This is a genomic window from Paenibacillus sp. yr247 (genome assembly GCF_900103825.1).
Classification (GTDB): Bacteria; Bacillota; Bacilli; order Paenibacillales; family NBRC-103111; genus Paenibacillus_E.
The window spans coordinates 18,772-40,515 of sequence record NZ_FNIF01000007.1 but is presented as its reverse complement, the minus strand read 5'-3'; the positions used below and the strand labels follow the sequence as shown (position 1 = coordinate 40,515).

At 46.4% G+C, this 21,744-nt stretch carries 16 protein-coding genes, 3 pseudogenes and 2 riboswitches; of the genes and pseudogenes, 9 read left to right on the top strand and 10 right to left on the bottom strand.

Annotated features, from left to right (window positions below):
- Positions 1 to 12: 12 nt before the first annotated feature.
- Complete coding sequence (locus BLT91_RS14860; RefSeq protein ID WP_090822201.1) at positions 13 to 849, top strand: sulfurtransferase; 837 nt, start codon at positions 13 to 15, stop codon at positions 847 to 849.
- A 290-nt stretch (positions 850 to 1,139) separates the two neighbouring features.
- Complete coding sequence (locus BLT91_RS14855; RefSeq protein ID WP_090822199.1) at positions 1,140 to 2,063, top strand: DMT family transporter; 924 nt, start codon at positions 1,140 to 1,142, stop codon at positions 2,061 to 2,063.
- Positions 2,064 to 2,546: 483 nt separating this feature from the next.
- On the opposite strand, the pseudogene BLT91_RS14850 reads toward BLT91_RS14855, so the two are convergent.
- Positions 2,547 to 2,735: pseudogene (locus BLT91_RS14850) on the bottom strand (hypothetical protein); the annotation flags it as partial.
- A gap of 135 nt (positions 2,736 to 2,870) precedes the next feature.
- Positions 2,871 to 3,644: an exodeoxyribonuclease III gene (locus BLT91_RS14845; RefSeq protein ID WP_090822197.1), complete on the bottom strand. Its 774-nt coding sequence runs from the start codon at positions 3,642 to 3,644 to the stop codon at positions 2,871 to 2,873.
- 127 nt (positions 3,645 to 3,771) lie between these two features.
- Between BLT91_RS14845 and BLT91_RS14840 the strand changes: the two are divergent.
- Positions 3,772 to 4,146 (top strand): annotated as a pseudogene (locus BLT91_RS14840) (pyridoxal-phosphate dependent enzyme); the annotation flags it as partial.
- Positions 4,147 to 4,189: 43 nt separating this feature from the next.
- On the opposite strand, the gene BLT91_RS14835 reads toward BLT91_RS14840, so the two are convergent.
- The 3 genes from BLT91_RS14835 to BLT91_RS14820 all read right to left on the bottom strand — a co-directional run bounded on the left by BLT91_RS14835 (position 4,190) and on the right by BLT91_RS14820 (position 8,203).
- Positions 4,190 to 6,070 (bottom strand): putative bifunctional diguanylate cyclase/phosphodiesterase, encoded by a 1,881-nt coding sequence (locus tag BLT91_RS14835; protein WP_090822195.1) that lies wholly within the window; start codon positions 6,068 to 6,070, stop codon positions 4,190 to 4,192.
- Between the two features lie 680 nt (positions 6,071 to 6,750).
- Entirely contained in the window at positions 6,751 to 7,221 is a 471-nt protein-coding gene (locus tag BLT91_RS14825) for a hypothetical protein (RefSeq protein ID WP_141224994.1), read from the bottom strand.
- 199 nt (positions 7,222 to 7,420) lie between these two features.
- A complete protein-coding gene (locus BLT91_RS14820) occupies positions 7,421 to 8,203 on the bottom strand; it encodes a lipase family protein (RefSeq protein ID WP_090822190.1) in 783 nt (260 codons plus the stop codon).
- Positions 8,204 to 8,394: 191 nt separating this feature from the next.
- Here BLT91_RS14820 and BLT91_RS14815 point away from each other — a divergent pair.
- The 3 genes and pseudogenes from BLT91_RS14815 (at position 8,395) to BLT91_RS14805 (ending at position 11,920) form a co-directional block, all read left to right on the top strand.
- Positions 8,395 to 9,747 (top strand): annotated as a pseudogene (locus tag BLT91_RS14815) (ABC transporter ATP-binding protein).
- 143 nt (positions 9,748 to 9,890) lie between these two features.
- On the top strand, positions 9,891 to 10,967 hold the full coding sequence (locus BLT91_RS14810; protein WP_090822188.1) for an ABC transporter permease subunit: 1,077 nt from the start codon (positions 9,891 to 9,893) through the stop codon (positions 10,965 to 10,967).
- Entirely contained in the window at positions 10,964 to 11,920 is a 957-nt protein-coding gene (locus tag BLT91_RS14805) for a hypothetical protein (RefSeq protein ID WP_090822186.1), read from the top strand. Before BLT91_RS14810 ends, BLT91_RS14805 begins: the two co-directional genes overlap by 4 nt.
- A 122-nt stretch (positions 11,921 to 12,042) precedes the next feature.
- On the opposite strand, the gene BLT91_RS14800 is transcribed toward BLT91_RS14805, so the two are convergent.
- From BLT91_RS14800 to BLT91_RS14785, 4 genes are all read right to left on the bottom strand, one after another.
- Positions 12,043 to 12,363, bottom strand: coding sequence for a DMT family transporter (locus BLT91_RS14800; protein ID WP_090822184.1), 321 nt, complete (start codon positions 12,361 to 12,363; stop codon positions 12,043 to 12,045).
- 88 nt (positions 12,364 to 12,451) lie between these two features.
- A riboswitch (guanidine-I (ykkC/yxkD leader) is annotated at positions 12,452 to 12,555 on the bottom strand.
- A gap of 127 nt (positions 12,556 to 12,682) precedes the next feature.
- The gene (locus BLT91_RS14795; RefSeq protein ID WP_090822181.1) at positions 12,683 to 13,156 is read right to left on the bottom strand and encodes a C40 family peptidase; all 474 of its coding nucleotides are present in this window, start codon (positions 13,154 to 13,156) and stop codon (positions 12,683 to 12,685) included.
- A 3-nt stretch (positions 13,157 to 13,159) separates the two neighbouring features.
- Positions 13,160 to 13,298: riboswitch (cyclic di-AMP (ydaO/yuaA leader) on the bottom strand.
- 165 nt (positions 13,299 to 13,463) lie between these two features.
- A complete protein-coding gene (locus tag BLT91_RS14790; RefSeq protein WP_090822178.1) occupies positions 13,464 to 14,282 on the bottom strand; it encodes a hypothetical protein in 819 nt (272 codons plus the stop codon).
- Positions 14,283 to 14,336: 54 nt separating this feature from the next.
- Positions 14,337 to 16,337, bottom strand: coding sequence for a M1 family metallopeptidase (locus tag BLT91_RS14785; RefSeq protein WP_090822176.1), 2,001 nt, complete (start codon positions 16,335 to 16,337; stop codon positions 14,337 to 14,339).
- 259 nt (positions 16,338 to 16,596) lie between these two features.
- On the opposite strand from BLT91_RS14785, the gene BLT91_RS14780 reads away from it, so the two are divergent.
- On the top strand, positions 16,597 to 17,088 hold the full coding sequence (locus BLT91_RS14780; RefSeq protein ID WP_090822174.1) for a YwhD family protein: 492 nt from the start codon (positions 16,597 to 16,599) through the stop codon (positions 17,086 to 17,088).
- 171 nt (positions 17,089 to 17,259) lie between these two features.
- On the opposite strand, the gene BLT91_RS14775 is transcribed toward BLT91_RS14780, so the two are convergent.
- Positions 17,260 to 19,257 (bottom strand): transglycosylase domain-containing protein, encoded by a 1,998-nt coding sequence (locus BLT91_RS14775; RefSeq protein ID WP_254776971.1) that lies wholly within the window; start codon positions 19,255 to 19,257, stop codon positions 17,260 to 17,262.
- A gap of 480 nt (positions 19,258 to 19,737) precedes the next feature.
- Here BLT91_RS14775 and speE point away from each other — a divergent pair, with 480 nt between their 5' ends.
- Complete coding sequence (gene speE / locus BLT91_RS14770) at positions 19,738 to 20,565, top strand: polyamine aminopropyltransferase (RefSeq protein ID WP_090822172.1); 828 nt, start codon at positions 19,738 to 19,740, stop codon at positions 20,563 to 20,565.
- Positions 20,566 to 21,034: 469 nt separating this feature from the next.
- Complete coding sequence (locus tag BLT91_RS14765) at positions 21,035 to 21,538, top strand: DinB family protein (RefSeq protein WP_090822170.1); 504 nt, start codon at positions 21,035 to 21,037, stop codon at positions 21,536 to 21,538.
- The last annotated feature ends 206 nt before the right edge of the window (positions 21,539 to 21,744 follow it).

Below are 21,744 nucleotides of genomic sequence, written 5' to 3'. Positions count from 1 at the left end.
TGGCATGAACCTGTGGAAAATATCGTAAGACAGACTTGGCTGCTTGGACAGCTAGGCGATGCGAACATCGTGATCGCGGATTGCCGCTTTGCGCTAGGACAACCAGATTCAGGCAGACAGAATTATGAGAAAGACCATATAGCAGGAGCTGTGTATGTCGATTTGGAGAAAGACTTATCCGGCGCCAAAATGGCACATGGAGGAAGGCATCCGCTCCCTGATCTAGGTGCATTCTCCATCCTCGTGGGCAAGCTCGGGATCGATGGTACGAAGACGGTCGTGGCTTACGACGACCAAGGCGGAGCCATGGCTTCGCGGTTATGGTGGATGCTGAAATTCCTCGGTCATTCCGAGGTATACGTACTCGACCAAGGGTATACCGCTTGGAAAGCTGCCGGCTACCCGGTTACCGATGAAGTACCTGCGGTGTCCCCGCGGACCTTTTCTCCGAAGGTGCAGCGCGCGATGCTCGCCAGCATGGACGAGGTCAAAGACAAGCTCGGCCGCCCTGGCACCGTGCTCGTAGACTCGCGTGAGGAGCGCCGCTACCTCGGCTTGGAAGAGCCAATTGATGCGGTCGCTGGCCACATACCCGGTGCGCGCAGCTACTTCTGGAAAGGCGTTCTCGGTGAGAACGGCGCCTGGTTATCCGCAGCGGAGCAGGAGCAGCACTTTGCCGCTTTGCGCGATGCCGATGAAATCATCGTTTATTGCGGCTCCGGCGTAACGGCGTGCCCCAATGTACTGGGCCTTAGCGAAGCGGGCTTTGATAACGTGAAGCTCTACAGCGGAAGCTGGAGCGACTGGATTAGTTACGAAGACAACCCGATTGCGAAGGGTAGAGAGTAAGAGCATAGAGACCGCGTCGGAAGCAGGGTGGAGGGTTGTGGCAGGTTGCCTTTGGGCAGGCTGCTGCAGCCCTTTTTTTGGTCTTTTGCAAACAAGCCCTGCGGAGTAATAGGTGATCCATATTTTACCATTAAATCCCCCATCGCTGTTTAGTTATGTTACAATAACACTGAATCATCGTGTATCTCCCCTTTTCATTGGGTCTATTGCTATTTGGTGACAAATGGGGTCCTCATCAATTAAATAATTGCAAGGCAGGAGCTTTCGCACAATGGAAAGAAGGAATTTATTTGTCTCGGACACTCTATGTTGTTTTGTTTGCGCTCAGTCTGATCTGGGGAGGTTCGTTTTACTTTATAAAAGTGCTTCTTCATGATTTTGGTCCGTGGACCATTGCTTTTCTCAGATCATCCTGTGGTTTGATTACAATCGTTTTGATTATGCTTGTTTTGCGAAAGCCTTTTGAATGGAGGAAAATCCCTTGGATTCCAATGGCGATAATGGCTTCATTCAATACGGCAATTCCCTGGGCAATCATCGGATTCAGTGAGACCAAACTAACAAGCGGCATGGCATCCGTATTAAATGCTACAACACCGCTGTGGACGATGATCGTGGGAATGTTATTTTTTCAGGCTGTAACGAGTCGGCTGCAGTGGATCGGCATGGGAATTGCCTTCATTGGTTTGCTGGTATTGCTTGGCGTAAATCCGGTTTCAATTATTTCAGTTGATTTGATAGGATTTATCTGTATGATTGCAGCGACGTTATGCTATGGGCTCGGGTCACAGTTGTCTAAGCGTCTTCTCAAGGGACTTTCGATGTATCAAATTACGTTCGGCACACTATTTTGTGCCGCACTTGGCAGCGGGAGTGTGGCGCTGTCGGTTGAACGAATCTCAATTCCGCATTTGACTTCCCCCACGAATATTGCTGTGCTGATTGGTTTGGGCGTATTCGGCTCAGGCATCGCTTATATTCTCTTTTATTATATGGTTCAAAAAGGGAGTCCTGAATTTGCAACGATGGTTACCTATCTCGTTCCGGCAAGCGCCATTATTTGGGGCAGTACGCTGCTGAATGAGAAAATTCATTGGAGCTTGTTGTCAGGACTGGCATTTATTCTTGGAGGCGTATTTCTAGCAAGCAAAAAGCGTCCCGAGAAAGCGGATGTGCAACAGGGGGAAATTAGATTGCGTAATAGCGGAAAGTAGGGTTGTGACTGGTTACCTTCGGTAGACGGTCGCAGCCCTCTCAGCTTATAAACCCGCTTACGGCCACACACTGTACCCCGTGTAAACAAACTCTCAGTACAAATTAGCACTCGCTCAGCAAACGAAGACCTCGAGAGTACAAGACACCAAAGCCCCCCTCGCGACCCGACCAGCATAAAAACAATCTCACCCCATCGCAAACACCTCGCCCATCATAATCAACTGCATACTCCGTCAAAACTTCAAAACAAGCTTCCATTGTAAAATGTACAACAGAAGTACCCATTTTCCTCACAGATATGACTTTTCATTGTAAAACATACAATGAAATCGCCTCTGAACCTCCTGAGAGTCAGGCTCGAGCCAGTTTCATTGTACAAAATACAATAGAGCGTAAAAGCATAGACCATAAAATTAATATCAATGCACAAAATGCAATAGAAATAGCACCATACCGTATACCTGCCAATCTCTTACAGCTATTCGATTCCAATCGTATATTTCATATTCTGGATGCAATTGATCCAGAGAGCCGAACAAGGGCCACCATACATTTTGCAGCAGCAGCTTCTCTGCATAGTTGTGCCCTCGAAGTAACCGTCCCTTTCTCTCGCCAGTCCTGAGATGCAAATGACGCTCGAGAAACGCTTGATGCGCTTTTTCAAAACCCATAATAGGCTTTTCCCTCCCTAAATACAAAAATAGAACGCCCTTCCGCCAAAATGGCATAAGGACGTTCTTCGTCTGCTTCTGATTATAACCCTCGTTATCGTTTATTCAAGTGATACTTTCACGGAAATCCACTTTTTACCCTTTATCGGCCATGTTAAAATCGAGCTCCAAAATAACAGGGCAATGATCGCTGCCCAATATATCACAGTCGATTTTTGCGTTAACGATCATGGAACTTACCCTCGCAGAGGCGAGGAAATAGTCGATTCTCCACCCAACATTCCGTGCTCGAACACCAGGCATATTAGACCACCAGCTATAAACATCTGTTCGCTCAGGGTAGAGATGTCGGAACGTATCGATAAATCCAGCCTCCAACAATTCGGTCATTTTGCCCCGTTCTTCCAGAGTAAATCCTGAATTATTGTGATTCCCTTTCGCATTCTTCAAATCAATCTCATGGTGGGCTACGTTAAGATCACCGCAAACGATAACAGGTTTAAGGACGTCCAATTGCATGAGGTAGTTTCGAAACCGATCCTCCCACTCCAGTCGGTAATCCAGCCTAGAGAGATCACGTTTGGCGTTTGGGGTATACACGGTCACGAGGTAGAATTCATCAAACTCCAACGTGATAATCCGACCCTCCGGTTCTTCGTCCTCCTCCATGCCATATCGTACAGAAAGCGGCGGGATCTTCGTAAAAACGGCCGTGCCGGAATACCCTTTTTTTACCGCATAATTCCAATATTGTTTATAGGCCTCGCCAAGCTCTAGGCTGATTTGGCCTTCCTGAAGTTTCGTCTCTTGAAGACAGAATATATCCGCTTCCGTTTGATCTAAATAGTCGATAAATCCTTTATTCACACATGCTCTTAACCCGTTAACATTCCAGGATACCAGTTTCATTTTCATATTTTCCCCTTGTTGATCACATTCATTTCTTTCCTGAGTGTATCATAGATTTTCATTCCTGCCGATTGTAGGCAAAATATAAGAATTTAGAATGCTAAGCTATCAGATTTTGCAATCTAGCAACCCAGCTAATCCAGAGATTCACAGAAAGACGACGGCAGAGGAAATATGGAAGGATACGGACGGAAAAGTCGATATTTTCGTCGCAGGTGTGGGCTCTGGAGGGACGATCACCGGTGTGGGGGAGTTACTGAAGCGGAGAAATCCATCCGCTCAAGTGATAGCTGTGGAGCCATCCGATTCACCCGTCCTGTCGGCTGGCGCCGTGGCGTACATCAAATCCAGGGCATTGGTGCAGGTTTTGTGCCGGATAATTTCCGAAGATCAGTTGTAGATGAAGTAGTTAGAGTGTCCAGTCAGGATTAACTCCATCGTTGTAATCCTGCCAGATACCGGTGAACGCTGCTTATCAACGGCACTTTTTGATGAGGGATGAGGACTGCCCCTGACTTCAGAGGAATAAAGAGGCACTGAGCTGCTCAATCCCAGGATTGGACGGTTAAGTGCTCTTTTTCAACTTGTTTATTGAAAGCTAAATGCTCTGGCAGCGGCTTGCTAAAATAATACCCCTGTACATAATCACAGCCGATGTTTTGCAAAATGAGAAGCTGCTCTTGTTTCTCTACACCTTCGGCGACAACCTCTTTATCAATCCGCAGAGCAAGTGAAACGATAGATTCCATAATGACCCGGTCAACGAAACTGTCTTCAATATGATCAATGAATGATTTATCAATTTTGATGATGTCCGCTGGTAACTGCTTCATATAGCTGAGTGAAGAAAAGCCTTTGCCGAAGTCGTCTAGTGCTATTTTGACCCCTTTATCCCTGAGGAGGTTTAGATGGTTTGTGGATGTTTCGATGGATTGAATCAAAACGGTTTCGGTAAGCTCCAGCACGAGGTGGCGGGGACTCAGCCCGGTTTCGGCTAATATCGCAAGAACCTGTGCGGCGAAATCATGCTGCATCAGCTGAAGCGCGGATATATTTACGGAAATTGTAAAAGAAGCATGCGAAGAATCCTGCCACTTTTTCGCTGTTTGACAGGCGGTTCTTAACACCCAGTTACCGATGGGAATGATGAGCCCCGTTTCCTCAGCGATATGAATCCAATCACCAGGAGAGATGTATTGGCCATCGGGTTGCTGCCAACGCAGTAAAGCTTCATACCCTTTTACATCTCCGCTATACACTTGAACTTGCTTCTGATAGTGCAGAGTGAACTCATTTTGTGTCAGAGCATCCTGTAACGCGTCTTCTAGCTTGCGCTTTTGAAGAAGGTCGAATGTCATCATTTCGTCGAAAAAGAGAAACTGGTTCTTACCGTTTGTTTTTGCTTTATGCATAGCCACATCTGCGCTAATTAGCAGCTTTTCGGCCGTTTTTCCATGTTCCGGATACACGGCAATCCCCATGCTCACCTTTAAGGGGAAAGAAACACCTGCCACTAGAATAGGGGATTGGCAAGCTTCCCAAATGGTTAGAGCGATGTTCTTAGTCTGATTATCGTCCCTACTCACATCCATAATGAGGTTGAATTCGTCTCCACCCGAACGGAAGAGATGAATATTAGGGGGGAGTGCTTGAACAAGCTGACGGGCAAATAATCGTAAGTATTGATCACCCGTTGCATGTCCAACTGAATCATTAATCATCTGAAAGTTATCCACATCGAGCCAAATAACACAAACTCGGCTGTTTGAGGCAGCTGCTCTTTGTATGGCGTTTTGTAGATGTTCGTGCACAGAAAGTTGATTAGGAAGATTGGTCAAGGTATCTGTGGTGGCCAAACGCTTAATTTGTTCTGCTTTATTCAAGGTATCTTTCTGTAAAGTGGAAAATCGGCTCATGAGCTTTCTATCATTGCCGACAATTAATAGTAAGGTGATTGCAGTCATCATCGACCATGTGATAACGCCTGTAATTACTTGGGGTGACAGAATTGAGATGTTGATTGGCACGGAAAAGATAAAGAAGATGTCCGCTGCCAAGGCAAGTGAAATGGCGGTATATAGAAGATCTCTACGCATGAAGACTCCGGCCAAGACGATCATGTAGACACTGCTAAATGCACTCGTTATAGCTGGGATGAGTACCATCAACAGAATCGTGCTCACAAACTGACCGAAAATCGGAATATATCCGATCCAATTTGAATCTTTACGACGGTAATAAAACCATATATAGGCGGAAAGAGGGATAATATTCGCAATAACAAAAAATAAATAAGAGGTAAATCCGATACCCAAATTGATTAAACCATGAAGGCTTACAATAATTAAAAGTGCAAAGTTGAGTAGGAATAATTGCAGCACAATGGCATTTTTCCGTTGACGATTTTCGCTTATTAATAAATCCATCCGTAATCGCCCCTAACCGAATCTGTTACTTGTAGTTTAATGTCGAATCGTCCAATGTCCTGTAGAAAATTGTAAATAAAAATAAGTATTTTGTAAACCATTACCAGTAAAATAATAAAAAAAGACCAGGAATCCTTAATGGATCCCCGGTCGGTCAACTGTTATGACCGAGAACAGCTGTTACAAATTCTTTCGTTGAGGAAAGAACGTTTGGTAGAGCAACAAATGAATTGATTGCAAAAATAAATAAATCGGTATCGAATACATAAGCTGATACCCATGTTTATAATGAAACACACCAACAAGTACGCTCAACCACTCGAAACCTATGCTCATCGATGTCCAGAGTAAGATATAGGGTATGGTATAAAAACTTTTTACACCTAATTTTTTGTAAAAATATATATATAAATATCCAAAAGGAGTATACATGGCATAGGAGACAATATCAAACAACTGATACCGGGATTCGTCAACGACATCATAGAAATCAAAGGGTTGGACACCAATTGTATGATCAAACATAAGACCAAAAACAATCCCAATTAATAAATTAAACAAGGTTTGTGTCAGGGTAAACTTTTTTGGTAATAGTCAAATAGCTAGTACTCCAAAGACAATCATCGCGATGACGAACCATTCATTTGCGTTGAATTGATTGTCGTAAATGGTCACGTCGTTCATACGGAAATCTCCTTTTGCTTCAGATGCATTAACCAGCGGCCTATCCTATATGTGAGAATCATCATTGTCAGAATTAATAGGCATTCATAGAAGATGTTCCATTTCAGATAGGTTATTGCACCAGTCCATCTTAGGATTTGAGCGATGACAAAGAGGAAGGAGAATGTGTACGGAGAAATCCCTATTTTTACACGGCGATTCGATGTAGTTAGATAGACATTCGCAAAGGTAAGAAGAGTTATTGAAAAGCTGAAATCTCTATGTAGAATAACCGAAAGGAATTCCGGAATCTTGTTGCTAATTTGAAAAAGTTTAAACATATCACTTAAGATCGTTAATTTGTTGATGTCCACGATGGCTAAGCACATGTAAAGCAGCACATTCGTGATGACCGGTAGCTTATTTGGCAAAGCGGTAAATACATGGATGCTTAACCAAACGAAGAACAAGATAATGACGAAGTTCAAGCCAGGCTCCCCTTCTAGATGAAAATAAATATCAACTTCTATCCTTACCTTTATGAGGTTGTTTAAACCATTGTTAGGAAACACAGGAATGGTTTCATACAAAATAAAAAATTGCCTTCTATCCGGCCTTTCTGGGCAGGTGGCTGGCAATTCATGTTCAGGGTAATCGCCAAGACTATAGGATCTCCATAGTCTTTTTTCAATTCGGACAAAATCCCGGATTCCGGGCGCATAACTGCTGCTTGTAGCCCGGATCAAGCTTGGCTAGCTCGGCAAAATAGTTGCCATTTACATGGTTAGCGGAGAATGAGCCCCCTTGATAGGTTAATTCGACCCCTTTTTTAACATGAAGGTAATGGTAGACCTGATCTGTTCGGGGGGACATGTAGATGAAGGGAGGAAGCTCAGTGACTATGTCGTTGATATTATAAATGCGATAGTGAGGTCCGGTCCTGCGGTTGAATAAGCTGGCGAATGCCGGATTTCCAACCCGCGGTGATCCGTAGGTATACACAGAAGGCTCTTTAAACTTCGTGTTCGTACCAATATCGGCGGCGCATATAGCGGCAAGAGCCCCACCAAGACTGTGCCCTGTGATATACAGGGTTTTACGAGGGGAGAGTTTTTTTAACGATGTCATAATCTGTTTGCGGGAGGAACGGTAGATATCTAGAAACCCTTTGTGTACGAGTCCTCCCTCTTTCGCATAAGGGAACAGGGTTTGACTAGCAATGGCATCGGAGATCCAATTTGACGTCGTATGTGTGCCTCGAAAAACGATAACAATCTGTCCATCGGATTCAGCAATAAAGCCGAATAGCTCCTTTTCGCTAAGGATAGAAGTGGCGTAAAAGGAAGAAACCATTCGATAATTTTTCGGCAAAATGACGCTATCGGGACCATTTTCGAATTGGCCATAGCTTTGGCTGCACATAGCTGCTAGGAAGATAGCGGTGCGTGTATCTAACGAATTACTGAGCATATATGGATTCCCCCCCCACAGGATGCTGTTCAACTATATATATATGAATGTAGTGGACACCTGTCCTCCGACAAGGGCCTATTTTATTGGAGAATATCCGCTCATCGGAAATTGCTGATTCATTGAAGTCATAAATTACTCCCTTACATTTTCTTATCAGGTATAATAGGCGAAGGGAGATGGGGATCCACGTGTTAAAACGCTTTTTTTCGTATTATCGGCCCTATAAGCACTTATTTATTTTGGATTTTACCTGTGCGGTCGTGGCTGGGCTCCTAGAGCTAGGGTTCCCGCTTGCAGTGAATCAGGTCGTCGATAGATTGCTTCCTGCTTTGGATAGCGGTGTACTTTAATCAGAAAAAGACGAAGACATTCCGTCGAATGATGGGCGATCTCGCCGATATAAATGCTAGAGTGGAAGACAATATTGGAGGATTCGTGTTGTTCAAGCCTTCGCGAATGAGTCCTATGAGAAAAAGCTGTTCGCGGACAACAATGGACGCTTCCGGCTGACGAAGCTGCTCTCCTACAAAATCATGGCGTGGAACGTTTCGCTGAGTTATATCCTGATGCGTTTGGTAACGGTATTCGTCCTTATTTGCGGCACCTGGTTCGTTATTGACAAACAGATTACCTATGGAGAATTTATTGCTTTCGTTCTGTTAACGAATGTTTTTCTGGGTCCCATTCAAAAAATTAATAATGTCATCGAGAGCTACCCCAAAGGTATTGCCGGCTTTAAACGGTATGTTGAAGTGATCGATACAGAGCCTGAAGTGTCCGATCAGCCGAATGCTGTGAAGGTGAATCATCTAGACGGTCAAATTACATTCGACTCAGTTTCATTCGGCTATGGAGATGAAGCCCGCGTGTTGAATGATATCAGTTTAACGATTCAAGCTGGGGAAACCGTTGCCTTCGTTGGTCCATCAGGCGCAGGGAAGACCACAATCTGCAGCTTGCTGCCCCGATTCTACGATGTGAGCTCGGGCAGCATTTCCATCGATGGCCTCGATATTCGCAGCATCCAACTGGAATCGCTGCGCCGTCAGATTGGCATCGTGCAGCAGGATGTGTTCCTGTTCTCCGGCACACTGCGGGAGAACATCGCGTATGGCAAGCTTGGCGCGACGGATGAGGAGATCCGGGAAGCTGCACGGCGAGCGCAGCTGGAGGTTTATATCCAGACGCAGCCGAAAGGGTTGGATACGACCATCGGCGAGCGCGGCGTCAAGCTATCGGGCGGCCAGAAGCAGCGCCTTGCAATCGCGCGGATGTTCTTGAAGAATCCGCCGATTCTCATCCTCGATGAGGCGACTTCGGCGCTAGACACAGAGACAGAGGCAGCGATTCAGCAGTCACTGGCCGAGCTGTCGCAGGGGCGTACGACTTTGGTCATTGCCCACCGACTGGCGACGATTAAGAATGCAGACCGCATCGTCGTTGTGACGGAGCAAGGCATTACCGAGCAGGGCGGACATGAGGAGCTCATTGCAGTGGGCGGTGTGTATAGCCGCCTGCACCAAGCGCAATTCAGATCTTAAGCCGGGTTGCGGCAACTAGCTTAGGCTAACTTGCTGCAGCCTCTTTTTTATTCTAGATATTGGATAGAACTTCCAAATAAATCGTGGTAAACTATGAAAATAGTTATCTACCAACGATGAATAATAGAACGAGGTGACGATAGTTGAAGTCGAATTTTCGGTGGGTGTTACTTGGGGTATTTACACTGTTGTGTATTTTCTTTCTAAGTAATATCCGTAATGCGTTCTTGTCTACACAACCAGACCAGATTCGAATTGCAATAGGTCCGGATACCAGCATACAGAAAATAAGTGAGCAGCTGCCTGACAGTCAAGTCCTGAATGAAAAAGCAGGCCTGCTATCTGTTCCTTATGGAAAGTCGTGGGACTATATCGGAAAGACGATGGCGATCAAAGGCATTTTTCGCGCGACTACTGTTCCTCTGGATCATCCTGTAATTTCATGGAAATATTACGGTTATTCCGTGAAAGAGCAAATCAAAGACTTCTTCCAAGGTGACTTTGGGAAATTCCGTAATCCTTATAATCGCAAAGAGGTTGCCATTATTCAAGAACTCCCCACCATGCTTCTGCGAACAAGCACGTATTTCATTCCTGGCTTACTGCTGGCGATTGTGCTTAGTATGCTCATGGCGATATTAGCTTCTTTGTGGCGACGATTAGGTGCCTTGATGGATGGTGCGCATGCAATGCTCGTTGGCTTGCCTGATTTTTTCTTGATTGTTCTCATTCAATTAGGCGCTATATATGCGACGAGGTTTCTGGGGCACTTCGTGCTGCTCATTGTCCAAGTTGGCGATAAGACGCCGTTTCTCATCCCGTTTCTCACCATCGCGCTTATTCCTTCAGTCACCATTTATGGCACGCTTCGCGTTGCGATCGTCCGTGAACTAGCCCAAGACTATGTCGTTACCGCACAGGCAAAAGGGTTAACCCGAGGCGAGGTGCTTATCTCACACGTGCTGCGTAACCTGATGTTGGATTTACTCGCAATCTTGCCTAAAGCGACCACGCTGGCACTTGCCAGTATGGCTGTTGCGGAAGCGATCTGCGGGATTTTCGGCCTAGGCGGCTTTATCATCTCTCCAGCTCTACAGAGCGTCTCTTCGATGTCGGTCATCTGTATGACGATCTCGTTGATCGCAATGGCTTTTCAAGTGCTCTACGCCCTGCTTCGTAAAAAGTTTGTCATTCGTACTGGGGAGGTGGTTTCACGATGATGAAACGCTCATCAGCCGCTTACTACTGTTCGATTGGCCTTATCGTTCTTATCCTGCTTGTCATGATTTTCGGCACTTGGCTCAAGCCGCATGGGATCTCACCGAATGACAAGATTAATATGATCCAATATCAAGAAGACGGTAAAACACGATACAGCATCCCGCCGTACGCGCCGAACAGCACCTTCCTGCTGGGTACCGATCATCGGGGCTTTGATATACTCAGCTTACTGCTGAACGGATTGAAATACACGCTGGGGATGGCGCTAGTGTTAACCTTACTTCGCTTTGTTTTTGCACTTCCTTGGGGATTGTGGAGCGGGATCACGGGCAAAGGATGGGGCATTTTAAGCTCTATGCAGTGGGTTATTGCCTCTGTACCCGCTTTTGTTTTCCTATTTCCGCCTTTAGCTGGTATGTATTTCGGGCTGCGGCTTGATCAGTGGATGAAGGCAGACCCTCATTACCAGCTGCTGTTCTCCGCTACTTTCGTTATCCTGGTTACGTTCATTGGTGTATTCCCGCTAGCCCATCAAGTGGCTGAACGGACACGCTTTTATAATGAAAAATTATTTATAGAAGCGTCCCGCTTGATGGGCGGCTCTGTCTTCCATCGAACGGTGCGACATTTGATTCCCTGCATGCGAAATGAAATTCTGTTCATCTTCCTTAGCGAGTTCATGCAGGTGCTCTTCTTGCTCGGACAGCTGGCCGTCTTTAATATTGTGTTGGGAGGTACAGAGGCAATTGGCGACGCAGATGCCGGATATTCGATCACCATCACGACATCGGGAGAATGGTTATCGCTTATCGCCTATGGCTCAAGGTACATTAGGCTGCATCCTTGGATTATTTTGAGCGTAGGGACCAGCTTCGCTTTGTTGTTCCTATCGCTGCAGTTCTTCTTAACCCAACTCAAGCGCCGCTTCGGCAGCGAACGTCAGTTGATGTAAGCGAAGAACTAGACGATATATTTAAGCCTCATTCTCAGCATTTGCATATATTTGTCGGCAGCAGCTTCTGGTATGTTAGCTATACAATTGCTTAGCGATTGTATATGGTTGGGCTCTGCTCCCTAATGTCCGGAAGTAAATTTAAGGCCGAGAACGCCAACCAGGATCAGGATCATAAACAAGATCCGCGTTAAACTGATAGGTTCATCGAGAAAAAGAGTGCCAATAACAATCGCCCCTACAGCGCCAATTCCTGTCCAAGCCGCGTAGGCTGTTCCGATGGGGAGAGTTTTCGTTGCGACAGCAAGAAAATAAAAGCTTACCACCATGCCTGCAATGGTAATGCTGGAAGGAATTAGACGCGTAAAACCATTGGAAGACTTCAACGAGATGGCCCATACCACCTCGAAAACACCTGCAATGACTAGATACAACCATCCCATGATGAATCACTCCTCTTGAACTTTGCTAGGCTGCCTTCTTGGCCGCAGAAAAAAGAAAAAGCCTGGAAGCTATATCGCTAAGCGATATGACTCCCGGGCTTTTTCCCCTCCGTGACCACAGCGTATCCGCCTGTGTGTTTTCTCTCGGACCAGCCTGGCGATGGACGCCACGGAACCCTAGAAAACGATATGCCGTTATTATAGGACGGCTCACATGCTATGTCAAGTTACATCTTTTGCCTCCAAAATGAATAAAAACCCTGAAAGCTGCTCTTTCGAGCTGGGCTTGTCCGGGCTTTATTCATGGATCGTACAGAATTTACTTGGATTCAGCAGTTAGTTGATTGTAGATATCATCCCACAGAACTCGTCTGGCTGATACATACCGCTTCGCATAGTAGGACTCGCTCAACTTATTCTTTACAACACCTTGGCTTGTGGCAGAGTGAACGAATTCACCATCTCCGAGGTACATACCTACATGAGAAACACCGCTTCCATCTGTGTTGAAAAATACAAGATCGCCTTTGCGAAGATCTTTTTTGTCAATCCAGTAGCCTTCTTGGTTTTGTGATTTGGAACTGTGAGGAAGATCGATCCCGAATTGATTAAACAGGTATGCTGTGAAACCTGAGCAATCAAATCCTTTGGTTGTGGTACCTGCCCATTTGTAGGGAGTTCCAATGAGACCATCAACCGCGTTATCCATTTCGGACCCAGCGGCGAAAACGCTTCCTACGCTAATACTCAAAAACAAAACAAGACTAAAAACAAGAGTAACAACCTTTTTCAACTGCTTGTCTCCTTCCGGTGCCTACGAGGTTAGCTGGAGGGTTCGGTTGAAGGTTCCCTATGATCCCTGTTTTGCAAGATCAATTCACCCGGTGTGGTTCCCCCGTTTCCCCAAGAAATGAGGAATTCGGCATGAAATATTTGGTATTTTGATGCTAGTCCTTCTATTTCGTCATAAACATCGAAAATCCTCCTTTTCTATGCGTTTCGTACTAAAAATATGTGAAAAAGTTCGCTATACAGACAAAAAATCCCCTTTCGCAAGGGGATTAAGGAATTTCAGCCAATTTCAGCTAATTTTATTGTTTTTAACCGTTCATTTTGGCAGAAAGAAGCTGATATTGGGAGGTCATGGCCCACATTTGCATGAAGATATGGAAAAGCGGGAAAAGCTGATAAATGATTAGCGCTACCAGACCTGCCCATAAGTAGGTCGCTGCGACTGTGATCCCTGCCAATAGTCCCGAGCTGAGCAGGAGGATGAGTGCAAGTCCGATGATGGGAAGCGAGAAGCGAATGAAGGTAATGAGGGTAGACAAAATGCTAAGTTTTGCAGCAATCGCGAATTGCACGTACATAAACAGCAGATGTAAGAGAAAGCCATAGACAAGCATGCCCAGAAACCAAGGCAGCAATTGAAGGGCTGCCTCCTCATACGAAGTGCTGTGTGCCAATTGCCTCTGCGCTTTGGGCAGCAGCCAAATGAGCGGCAGCAAGGAAAGTGCGATTCGGACAGTATACGCGATTAGGAATGGAAGCATAAGCTCTTTGATGCCTCGGAAGAAGCGATAACCAGCATTTTGCTGGGAATGGGTGAGCGAATAGTAGACCCCGCTATTCAACATCGGTGTAAGCAGCATACGAACAAAGAGCAGAGCGGCTAGCCACCATAGGTAGGAATGACTAAGATTGGTTTTGAGCAGCTGAAACTGTCCTTCGGCTAGAAACAGCTGCAGCGCTTCCTTCGGCTGCCCGCTGCCGGGATAGCGGTGCATGAGAGGGACCAGTACACCCTGCGCAAGCTTATAAAGCAGGACGCCCCAACCCATTTGATACAGGAACAAGATGATCGTAGCGAAAGGCTGCCGCAGAGCCGCATTCAAGCCGGATTTGATATAGGTTGTCACAGTGGTCCCTCCTAAGAATTTTGCATTAGCAGAACTGGCATCGTATTGCAAAGCTTACCAGGTAACCCAGCCGAATATGGCTTGCAGGAATTGAACGATACCGAGATTTAGGCGGATTTTCCACTTCGGATCCACTTCCGTTTGAATATAATTATTAATATGTTTATTTTCCAATATCAGCGTGTAATTAGGATCAATTCGAACCCAGTCAACAGGTGTGGTGTGGGTTAACTTGAATTCGATACTGCTTTCTTTGCCATCCCATGATTTATCCAGTATCGTGCCGTCAGAGAAATGGAACTGGATGGGGACCTCAGGCGAGTTGCCGCCGCGTTTGGAGATAAGCACCGCACTTTCGTAAGACGCCGCCCCCATGCTGCCTAGGGATTTTACGCGAATACTCTCCACGGAATAATCCACCATCATAGCGCCGTATACATATTCATTGAAGAAATCGTCCCATTTCGTTTTGCTCACTTCTTCGACGACATTCTGAAAGTCCTTCGTAGAAGGGTGTTTGAATTGCCATCGCTGGAAATAGGTGCGCATGATGCGGTCCATCGTCTTATTGCCAACCTTTTTCTCAATAGCTTTAAGCACGAGCTTTCCTCGTGTATACACATTTTCTGCGTATTGATCATGTCCTGTATAGGCCCACGCATTCTGCTGCAGGGTATGAGGGGATGTAATGTAGCTCGACTCGACAGGCAAATTAGGGGATACCCCGTATTCCGCTTCCATAACTTTATCCTCCGCATAAGAGGTAAAGCCTTCATCCAGCCAAGCTTCTTCGAATTCGTTACTAGCCACGAGCCCATAGAAGAACTGGTGTCCAATCTCATGAACGACGACGCGTTCCAGCTCCAGATCCGGTTTCTTGTCGCTAGCTCCCCACGCAGTTACCAAAGTCGGATATTCCATACCTCCTGCACCGTTGCCTCCCGGAGGGGGCACGACAATGGACAAGGTCGAATAAGGATACGTTCCGTACCACTGGCTGTAGCGTGAAAGTGCTTTTTTGGCAGCATACATATAGCGGTCTTTCAAATCTTGATGATTGGGATCGAGATAGAGCTTAATCTTAACCCCGGGTATTTGTGCGGTGGAGAAGGGTTCTTCCGCGTAAACGAAATGAGGCGAAGCCGACCAAGCGAAGTCATGTACATCATCCGCATAAAATTGGTACGTCTTCATTCCGTTATCCGTCACGGCGGGCTTAACGGGGAACCCAGTGGCAGCTACGATGTAGTTCGACGGCACTTGAATTTTCACGTCATACATCCCGAAATCCGCATAAAATTCCGAATTCCCATGATATTGGTGGAGATTCCAGCCTGGATCCGTACGTCCCCTTGTACCTGCACGTTCATAGGCGGCAACCTTAGGGAACCATTGTCCAGCCATGACGAAGTCATCCACATAGCCCATTCTTGCGAAGGCAGAAGGCAGCTTGACGAGGAATTCCGTCTTGATCGTGACTTGCTCGCCGGCCCCTACCGGCTTAAGCAACGGGATTTTGAGCAGGGTATGGTCGTCCTTATTGCCGTCATCGGGCTGCACGAAAGCCATACGAGTGCTGAGGTCATCTCCGTCAACCGTTTTCACAGAAAGCAAATCCATACTGCCGATACTATCTGTCTTGGCTTCATCTTGACGCAGCTTTCCACCCGATTCGCGCATAAACGTCGTTTTCTTAGAGGCGAAAGCATTCGGATAGAGATGAAGGTAAAGCTCTTGCACTGGAACGGTTCCGGGATTTTCCCACGTTAGCGTTTGTTGCCCTTTGAGCTGCCTCGTTTCAGGCGTATAGGCAACATTCATGTGATACTCCGCAATACGATAGCTGAGCGGTGTTGGCGTTTGCTTCTCTAACGGTTTGGCGCTATCTGAAGGCTGCATGTCCGGTGCCGGAGCAGACGGTTCATCCTTAGAGACGACTGGAACAGTCAGTCTACTTGCGGATGGGAGCAAAGTTTCAGACAGCAAGACAGTGCCTGCTGCAAGGAGCATGACAACGAACCATTGTACCTTGCGGTTTTTGAATAGAACTCTCATGAGATTCACCCCGCCTAACAAGCATCTACAGCATGTATATGTAGACAACCTAGGGAATATTTCTGCGAATGGAAAAGAATTGTTAGAAGGAGGAACAAAGCAGCTTATCAAAGATTCTATTGAGGTAGGAGGAGTGAGGGGAAATGAATAGATTGGTCACATCAGCAGCGGAGCAGAACCGCCCTTGTTCTGGAGGATGACTTTAGCTACAATAAAACAAAGCGTCATTTTATTAATACGAAGAGTGGAAGGTGCCCTCATGGAAGCGGATAAAAAGAAGCTAGCCTTAAATATAGTAAGCTCCAAAGTGAACCATAAAGGATTCGGTGCCGGAGCGATCGATCTGAGCAATGTATCTGGTGTCATTATTGATGGGGATGAAGCCTACCTGGATGAAGGTACGCTTCATGCCAAGAGCAAGATCGAGAAGGGTATCAAATTCTCAACGAACAAAGAAGATGTTCCGAATGGCCGTAAAGTTTGGATCGTTTGGGTCGCAGTAGACCGTACCGAAGAAGGAGCCTATTATGCTGGTATGACAGCTTGCGAAATGTTAGTGGATACAGAAGCACGCAGAGGGTGGAAAATTTTAGCCGATCACGTGAACAAAATGGACGCTGCGATGAAACGCAAATTCATCCTAGATGGCTTGGAAGACGGGGAGCGGGCGGCACTCAAAAATCAACTGATCGCGCACAACGAGGAATGGTGGAATCGCTCGGATCAAGCACTGAAAGATGCACTTTCTTAAGCTTCTACTTTCACAAAATGAGATTATGAACATTATGTGTCATCCATTGTTAGGCTAAGATGAACCGAGTATACTAGACCCTAGTGTATGTTACCTCATATACTAGGACAGCAAAAAGGCAGACTAAGACGCGCTTAGTTCTGCCTTTTTGTGTTTTCTGGGAACCCTGGATCAGTCGTTCCACCAACGTTTGAGATCATTCCACCAGGAGCCGTTTTGACTTTTTGGTGTGCCCTTTTTGTCATCGTTCGAAGCGGGATTCGCGGGTTTGCCTGTGCAGTACGTTGTAGGCTCCGTGCCAACAAGGAATGCTTCCAGATGTGAGTTCGGACAGTCCTCATTGGACAGCTTACCGCTCACGGGATCAATGTAGACGCTAGTTACTCCTTCAGGAATCTGGAACAGCTTCGGCGGTATCGCCTCCAGCGTTTGTTCCGTGAATTCCGCGAAAATAGGAGAAGCTAGGTGGGATTCTACACTAGAGATATCCCGACTTTTGTCATACCCGACCCATACAGCCGTCGCGAGCTCCGGTGTGAAACCGACCAGCCACGCGTCCGTGTCGGTCGTTCCTGTTTTGCCGGCAATCGGCCGCTTTATCGTACTGGCAACGCGGTTGCCTGTCCCGCCCTCTTCGAATACGCTCTCCATCAGATTCGTCATCACATAAGCGACGGCTGGATCAAGCACATGTTCCGCTTGCGGGTGTGCTTCATATAGAATAGTACCGTTCGCATCCTCGATACGCACAATCGCAGTCGCTTCTTGATGTACGCCTTGATTCGCAATCGTGCCGAACGCCGACGCCATTTCCAACGGACTCACCGGGAAAGACCCCAGAGCCAGCGATGGGAGTGGCTTCATCGGAGAAGCAATGCCCAGCTTGCGAGCTAGATCAATTACCTTCGCAGGACCGACATCCAGAATCGTATGCACCGCATAGATGTTATCCGATTTCGAAATCGCTTGGCGCATATCGATATTCGCATTAACGTACTGATCGTTGAAGTTTCTAGGTGTGTACCTCTGACGCCCTTCATCGTACGTGAATACCGTCGGCTCACTTTTCACCTGCGTCACGGGTGTATAGCCATTTTCCAGAGCTACCATATAGACGATCGGTTTAAAAGACGACCCCGGCTGCCTCGTATTCGAGAGTGCGCGGTTGAACTGATTCTCGGAATAGTCGCGACCGCCGACCATCGCTTTAATCTCACCTGTTCTCGGGTCGATCGCCACAAGTGCGGCCTGAAGGTCCGCTTTACCTGTGAGCTGCTTGGCCATGACACTCTCGGCGATTTGCTGGGCATTTTTATCAAGTGTCGTGTAAATGCGAATGCCGCCCTCATCGAACTGTTCCTCAGGTATACCTAGTTTTTCCGTTGCCAGTGTTCGCACATAATCTCGGAAATAGGGGGCTGCGGCAGCTTTCTTTTTCGTGAGGGGCTGAATGGCCAGCTTCTCTTTACCTGCGGCGTCAGCGGCACTTTGTGTAATGAAGCCGCTGCGCACCATCGTTTGCAGCACCACCTTTTGCCGATCCATCGCATTCTTTAGATCATAATAAGGCGAATAGTAGCGAGGTCCTTTAGGGACTCCGGCGATCATGGCACTCTCCGCCAAGGTCAACTCACTGGCATGCTTGCCGAAGAACAGCTCGGAAGCCGTTTCAATACCATACGTCGAATGACCGTAGTAAATCTGATTTAAATAATTTGTAAGAATCTCATCTTTACTGAGCTGCATTTCCATTTGGATAGCAAAAACGGTTTCTTTGATTTTACGCGACCAAGTCCGATCATGATTTAAATATAAATTCCGAGCTAGCTGCTGTGTAATCGTGCCTGCACCCTGCACCTTAGCCATGGCTTGCACATTCACAACGGCTGCCCGGGCAACCGCCTTCACATCTACGCCAAAGTGCTCATAAAAATGCTGATCCTCGACTGCGAGCGTAGCTTTAATGAGGTAAGGCGAAATTTCGCCCAGTGTGACGACCTGTCGATTTTGCCCCGAATAGAAGGTATCGATGAGTTCGCCATGCGTATCGTACATTTGGGAGGTTTGCAGCATTTTGGTGACGGGCAGTGTTTGAGCACGTAAATAAAGGAAAAAACCAGCCGCGGCAATGAGCAAAAAAATGCAGGAAGTGAATAGGAATGAGAACATTTTCTTAATACGGCGCATCCAGCGCATTGACGCGGGTACCTCTTTATCTCTTGGCGTTTGTGGCGAGCCTGTGGATGGCTGACGATTGTTTCCGTTCTCGGACATCGTTTCCTACCTCCTTTCTCCATGCCAAAGGCATTACTATCCAGTATGGAAAAGCATGGCAGTCCGTATTCAACAAATTGTAAATATTTTTTAGTAAATATTGAAAAACCCTAGGAAAATATTGCATTTTGGGGGTAATCAACTATAATACAATTTGTGCGTTTATAAAGGTTAAGTTTTTAACTTAACTTGCTTTACATCAACCTTGATAAACGCACTCGTCCAATTGGACGGTGGAAGCCGTTATCCTTGGTATGAAGGGACTGGAAAATACAGTTCGGTTTCGCATGACTTTTCCAACTGGAGGAACACTGTTAGAGATAACGAAAATTAGGATTTATTCATCCAATATAGAAGCGAAAGAAGGGTATAACCATGGAATTGTGGTACACAGAGAAACAAACCGATAGCTTCGGCATCACAGCAAAAGTAAAAGAGACTTACGTGAGAGAGCAAACTGACTTTCAAGACTTATCGATGATCGAGACTGAAGAATGGGGAACAATGCTTACCCTTGACGGCATGGTTATGACAACCGTGAGAGACGAATTCGTTTATCATGAAATGGTTGCTCACCCTGCTCTTGTTACTCACCCGAACCCAGAGTATGTGCTTGTCGTAGGCGGCGGCGATGGCGGAGTTATTCGCGAAATCATGAAGCACCCGAAAGTGAAAAAGGCTGTTCTTGTTGATATTGACGGCAAGGTCATTGAGTATTCCAAAAAGTACCTGCCAACCATTGCCGGCGAACTGGACAACCCTCGTGTGGAAGTCATCGTTAACGATGGCTATATGCACATTCACGATCACAAAAATACCTACGACGTTATCATGGTCGATTCCACAGAGCCAGTTGGTCCAGCTGTTGAGCTGTTCTCCAAGGGCTTCTACCAAGGCATTTATGACGCGTTAAAAGAAGACGGGATCTTCGTTGCCCAAACGGACAACCCTTGGTTCAAAGCAGATCTGATCCAAACGGTTAACCGTGATGTCAAAGAAATCTTCCCTATCGTACGTGTTTACAGCGCGAACATTCCTACCTACCCAAGCGGTCTCTGGACCTTTACATTGGGCAGCAAAAAGCACGATCCGCTGCAGGTAGAAGAAGCCGCGATTCCCGAATTCCCAACGAAGTACTACACACCGCGCCTACATAGAGCGGCATTCGTATTGCCTAAATTCGTTGAAGATTTGATAAAGTAATACGCTAATAGCGCCCAACACATATAAGCCGTCAGCACTTCTTGATATCAGGAGGTGCTGACGGTTTTTTCGATAAACGGGGTTTAGGGTAAATGGAAATCCTCCTGGTAATTTTATGTTTAAAGAGGATTGAGCCACTTAACTGGAATACCTCCATCTAATTCGGCGCTAGACCACTAAATAATACAAATCTGAAGAGTATAACAGGTGTGATTCCATTTATTGAGATAAAAGCAGATCGGTTGAAGAAATTAGCAGGATTATTTCCATGTAATCAAATTAGACAGAAGAACCTGAGGCAGAGCCTTAGGTTTTTTCTAACGAGAAAAACTTCGTAGTAACTTTAGAATACTGCCATACTGTTGTCAGTCTATCAGGAATATACTGAGAATAAATAGTAGGAGACAGGAACCGGACTCACCTAGTGTGAATCTTTGCTCATCCTGTACCGTCCATGGAGGTTATGTAGATGTTTACTACCGTACAAAGCTTTATTAAAGAGTATCAGCAAGAATCCGCAACGACGCAACAGCTGCTGGATGCCTTAACCGATGAATCTCTGCGGCAGCCGCAAGCAGATGGCTATAGAGCCCTTGGATATGTGGCCTGGCATTTGGTTCATAACGATAGGGGAATGCTGCTTGGGGCAGGTCTGAAGTTCGAGGCACCTTCAGCGTCCAGCAAGCCGCCTTTACATGCAGCTGCGATCGCTGATGCCTACCGAGCTACTTCACAGGGTATAATCCATGCGGTTCGCGATCAACTCACGGATACCAAGCTGCAAGAAGTCGTCAATATGTTTGGTATGCGGTGGACGATCAGTGAGACGTTGTACAACTATCTCAAACATGAGATCCACCATCGCGGTCAACTGACGATTCTTATGCGCCAAGCGGGTGTGTCCGTCATTGGAGCATATGGTCCTGCCAAAGAGCAGTGGGCGAACATAGGGATGCCTATTCCAGCCATCTAAGAGCCTGATACGAATGAGAGGGAAAGCCTTCAACTCCACTTTTTAGTGGTTTTGGGGGCTTCTTTGCTTCATTAAGGGCTTAACAAATGCGCTTGTCCAATGCAGCGATCTTCGCAATACATTGAATTCATCGACCTTATCATATAAACTAATACCTAACTTGCCTTATCTGACATAAGGTGCAAAGAGGTACTGAAGAATAGGAG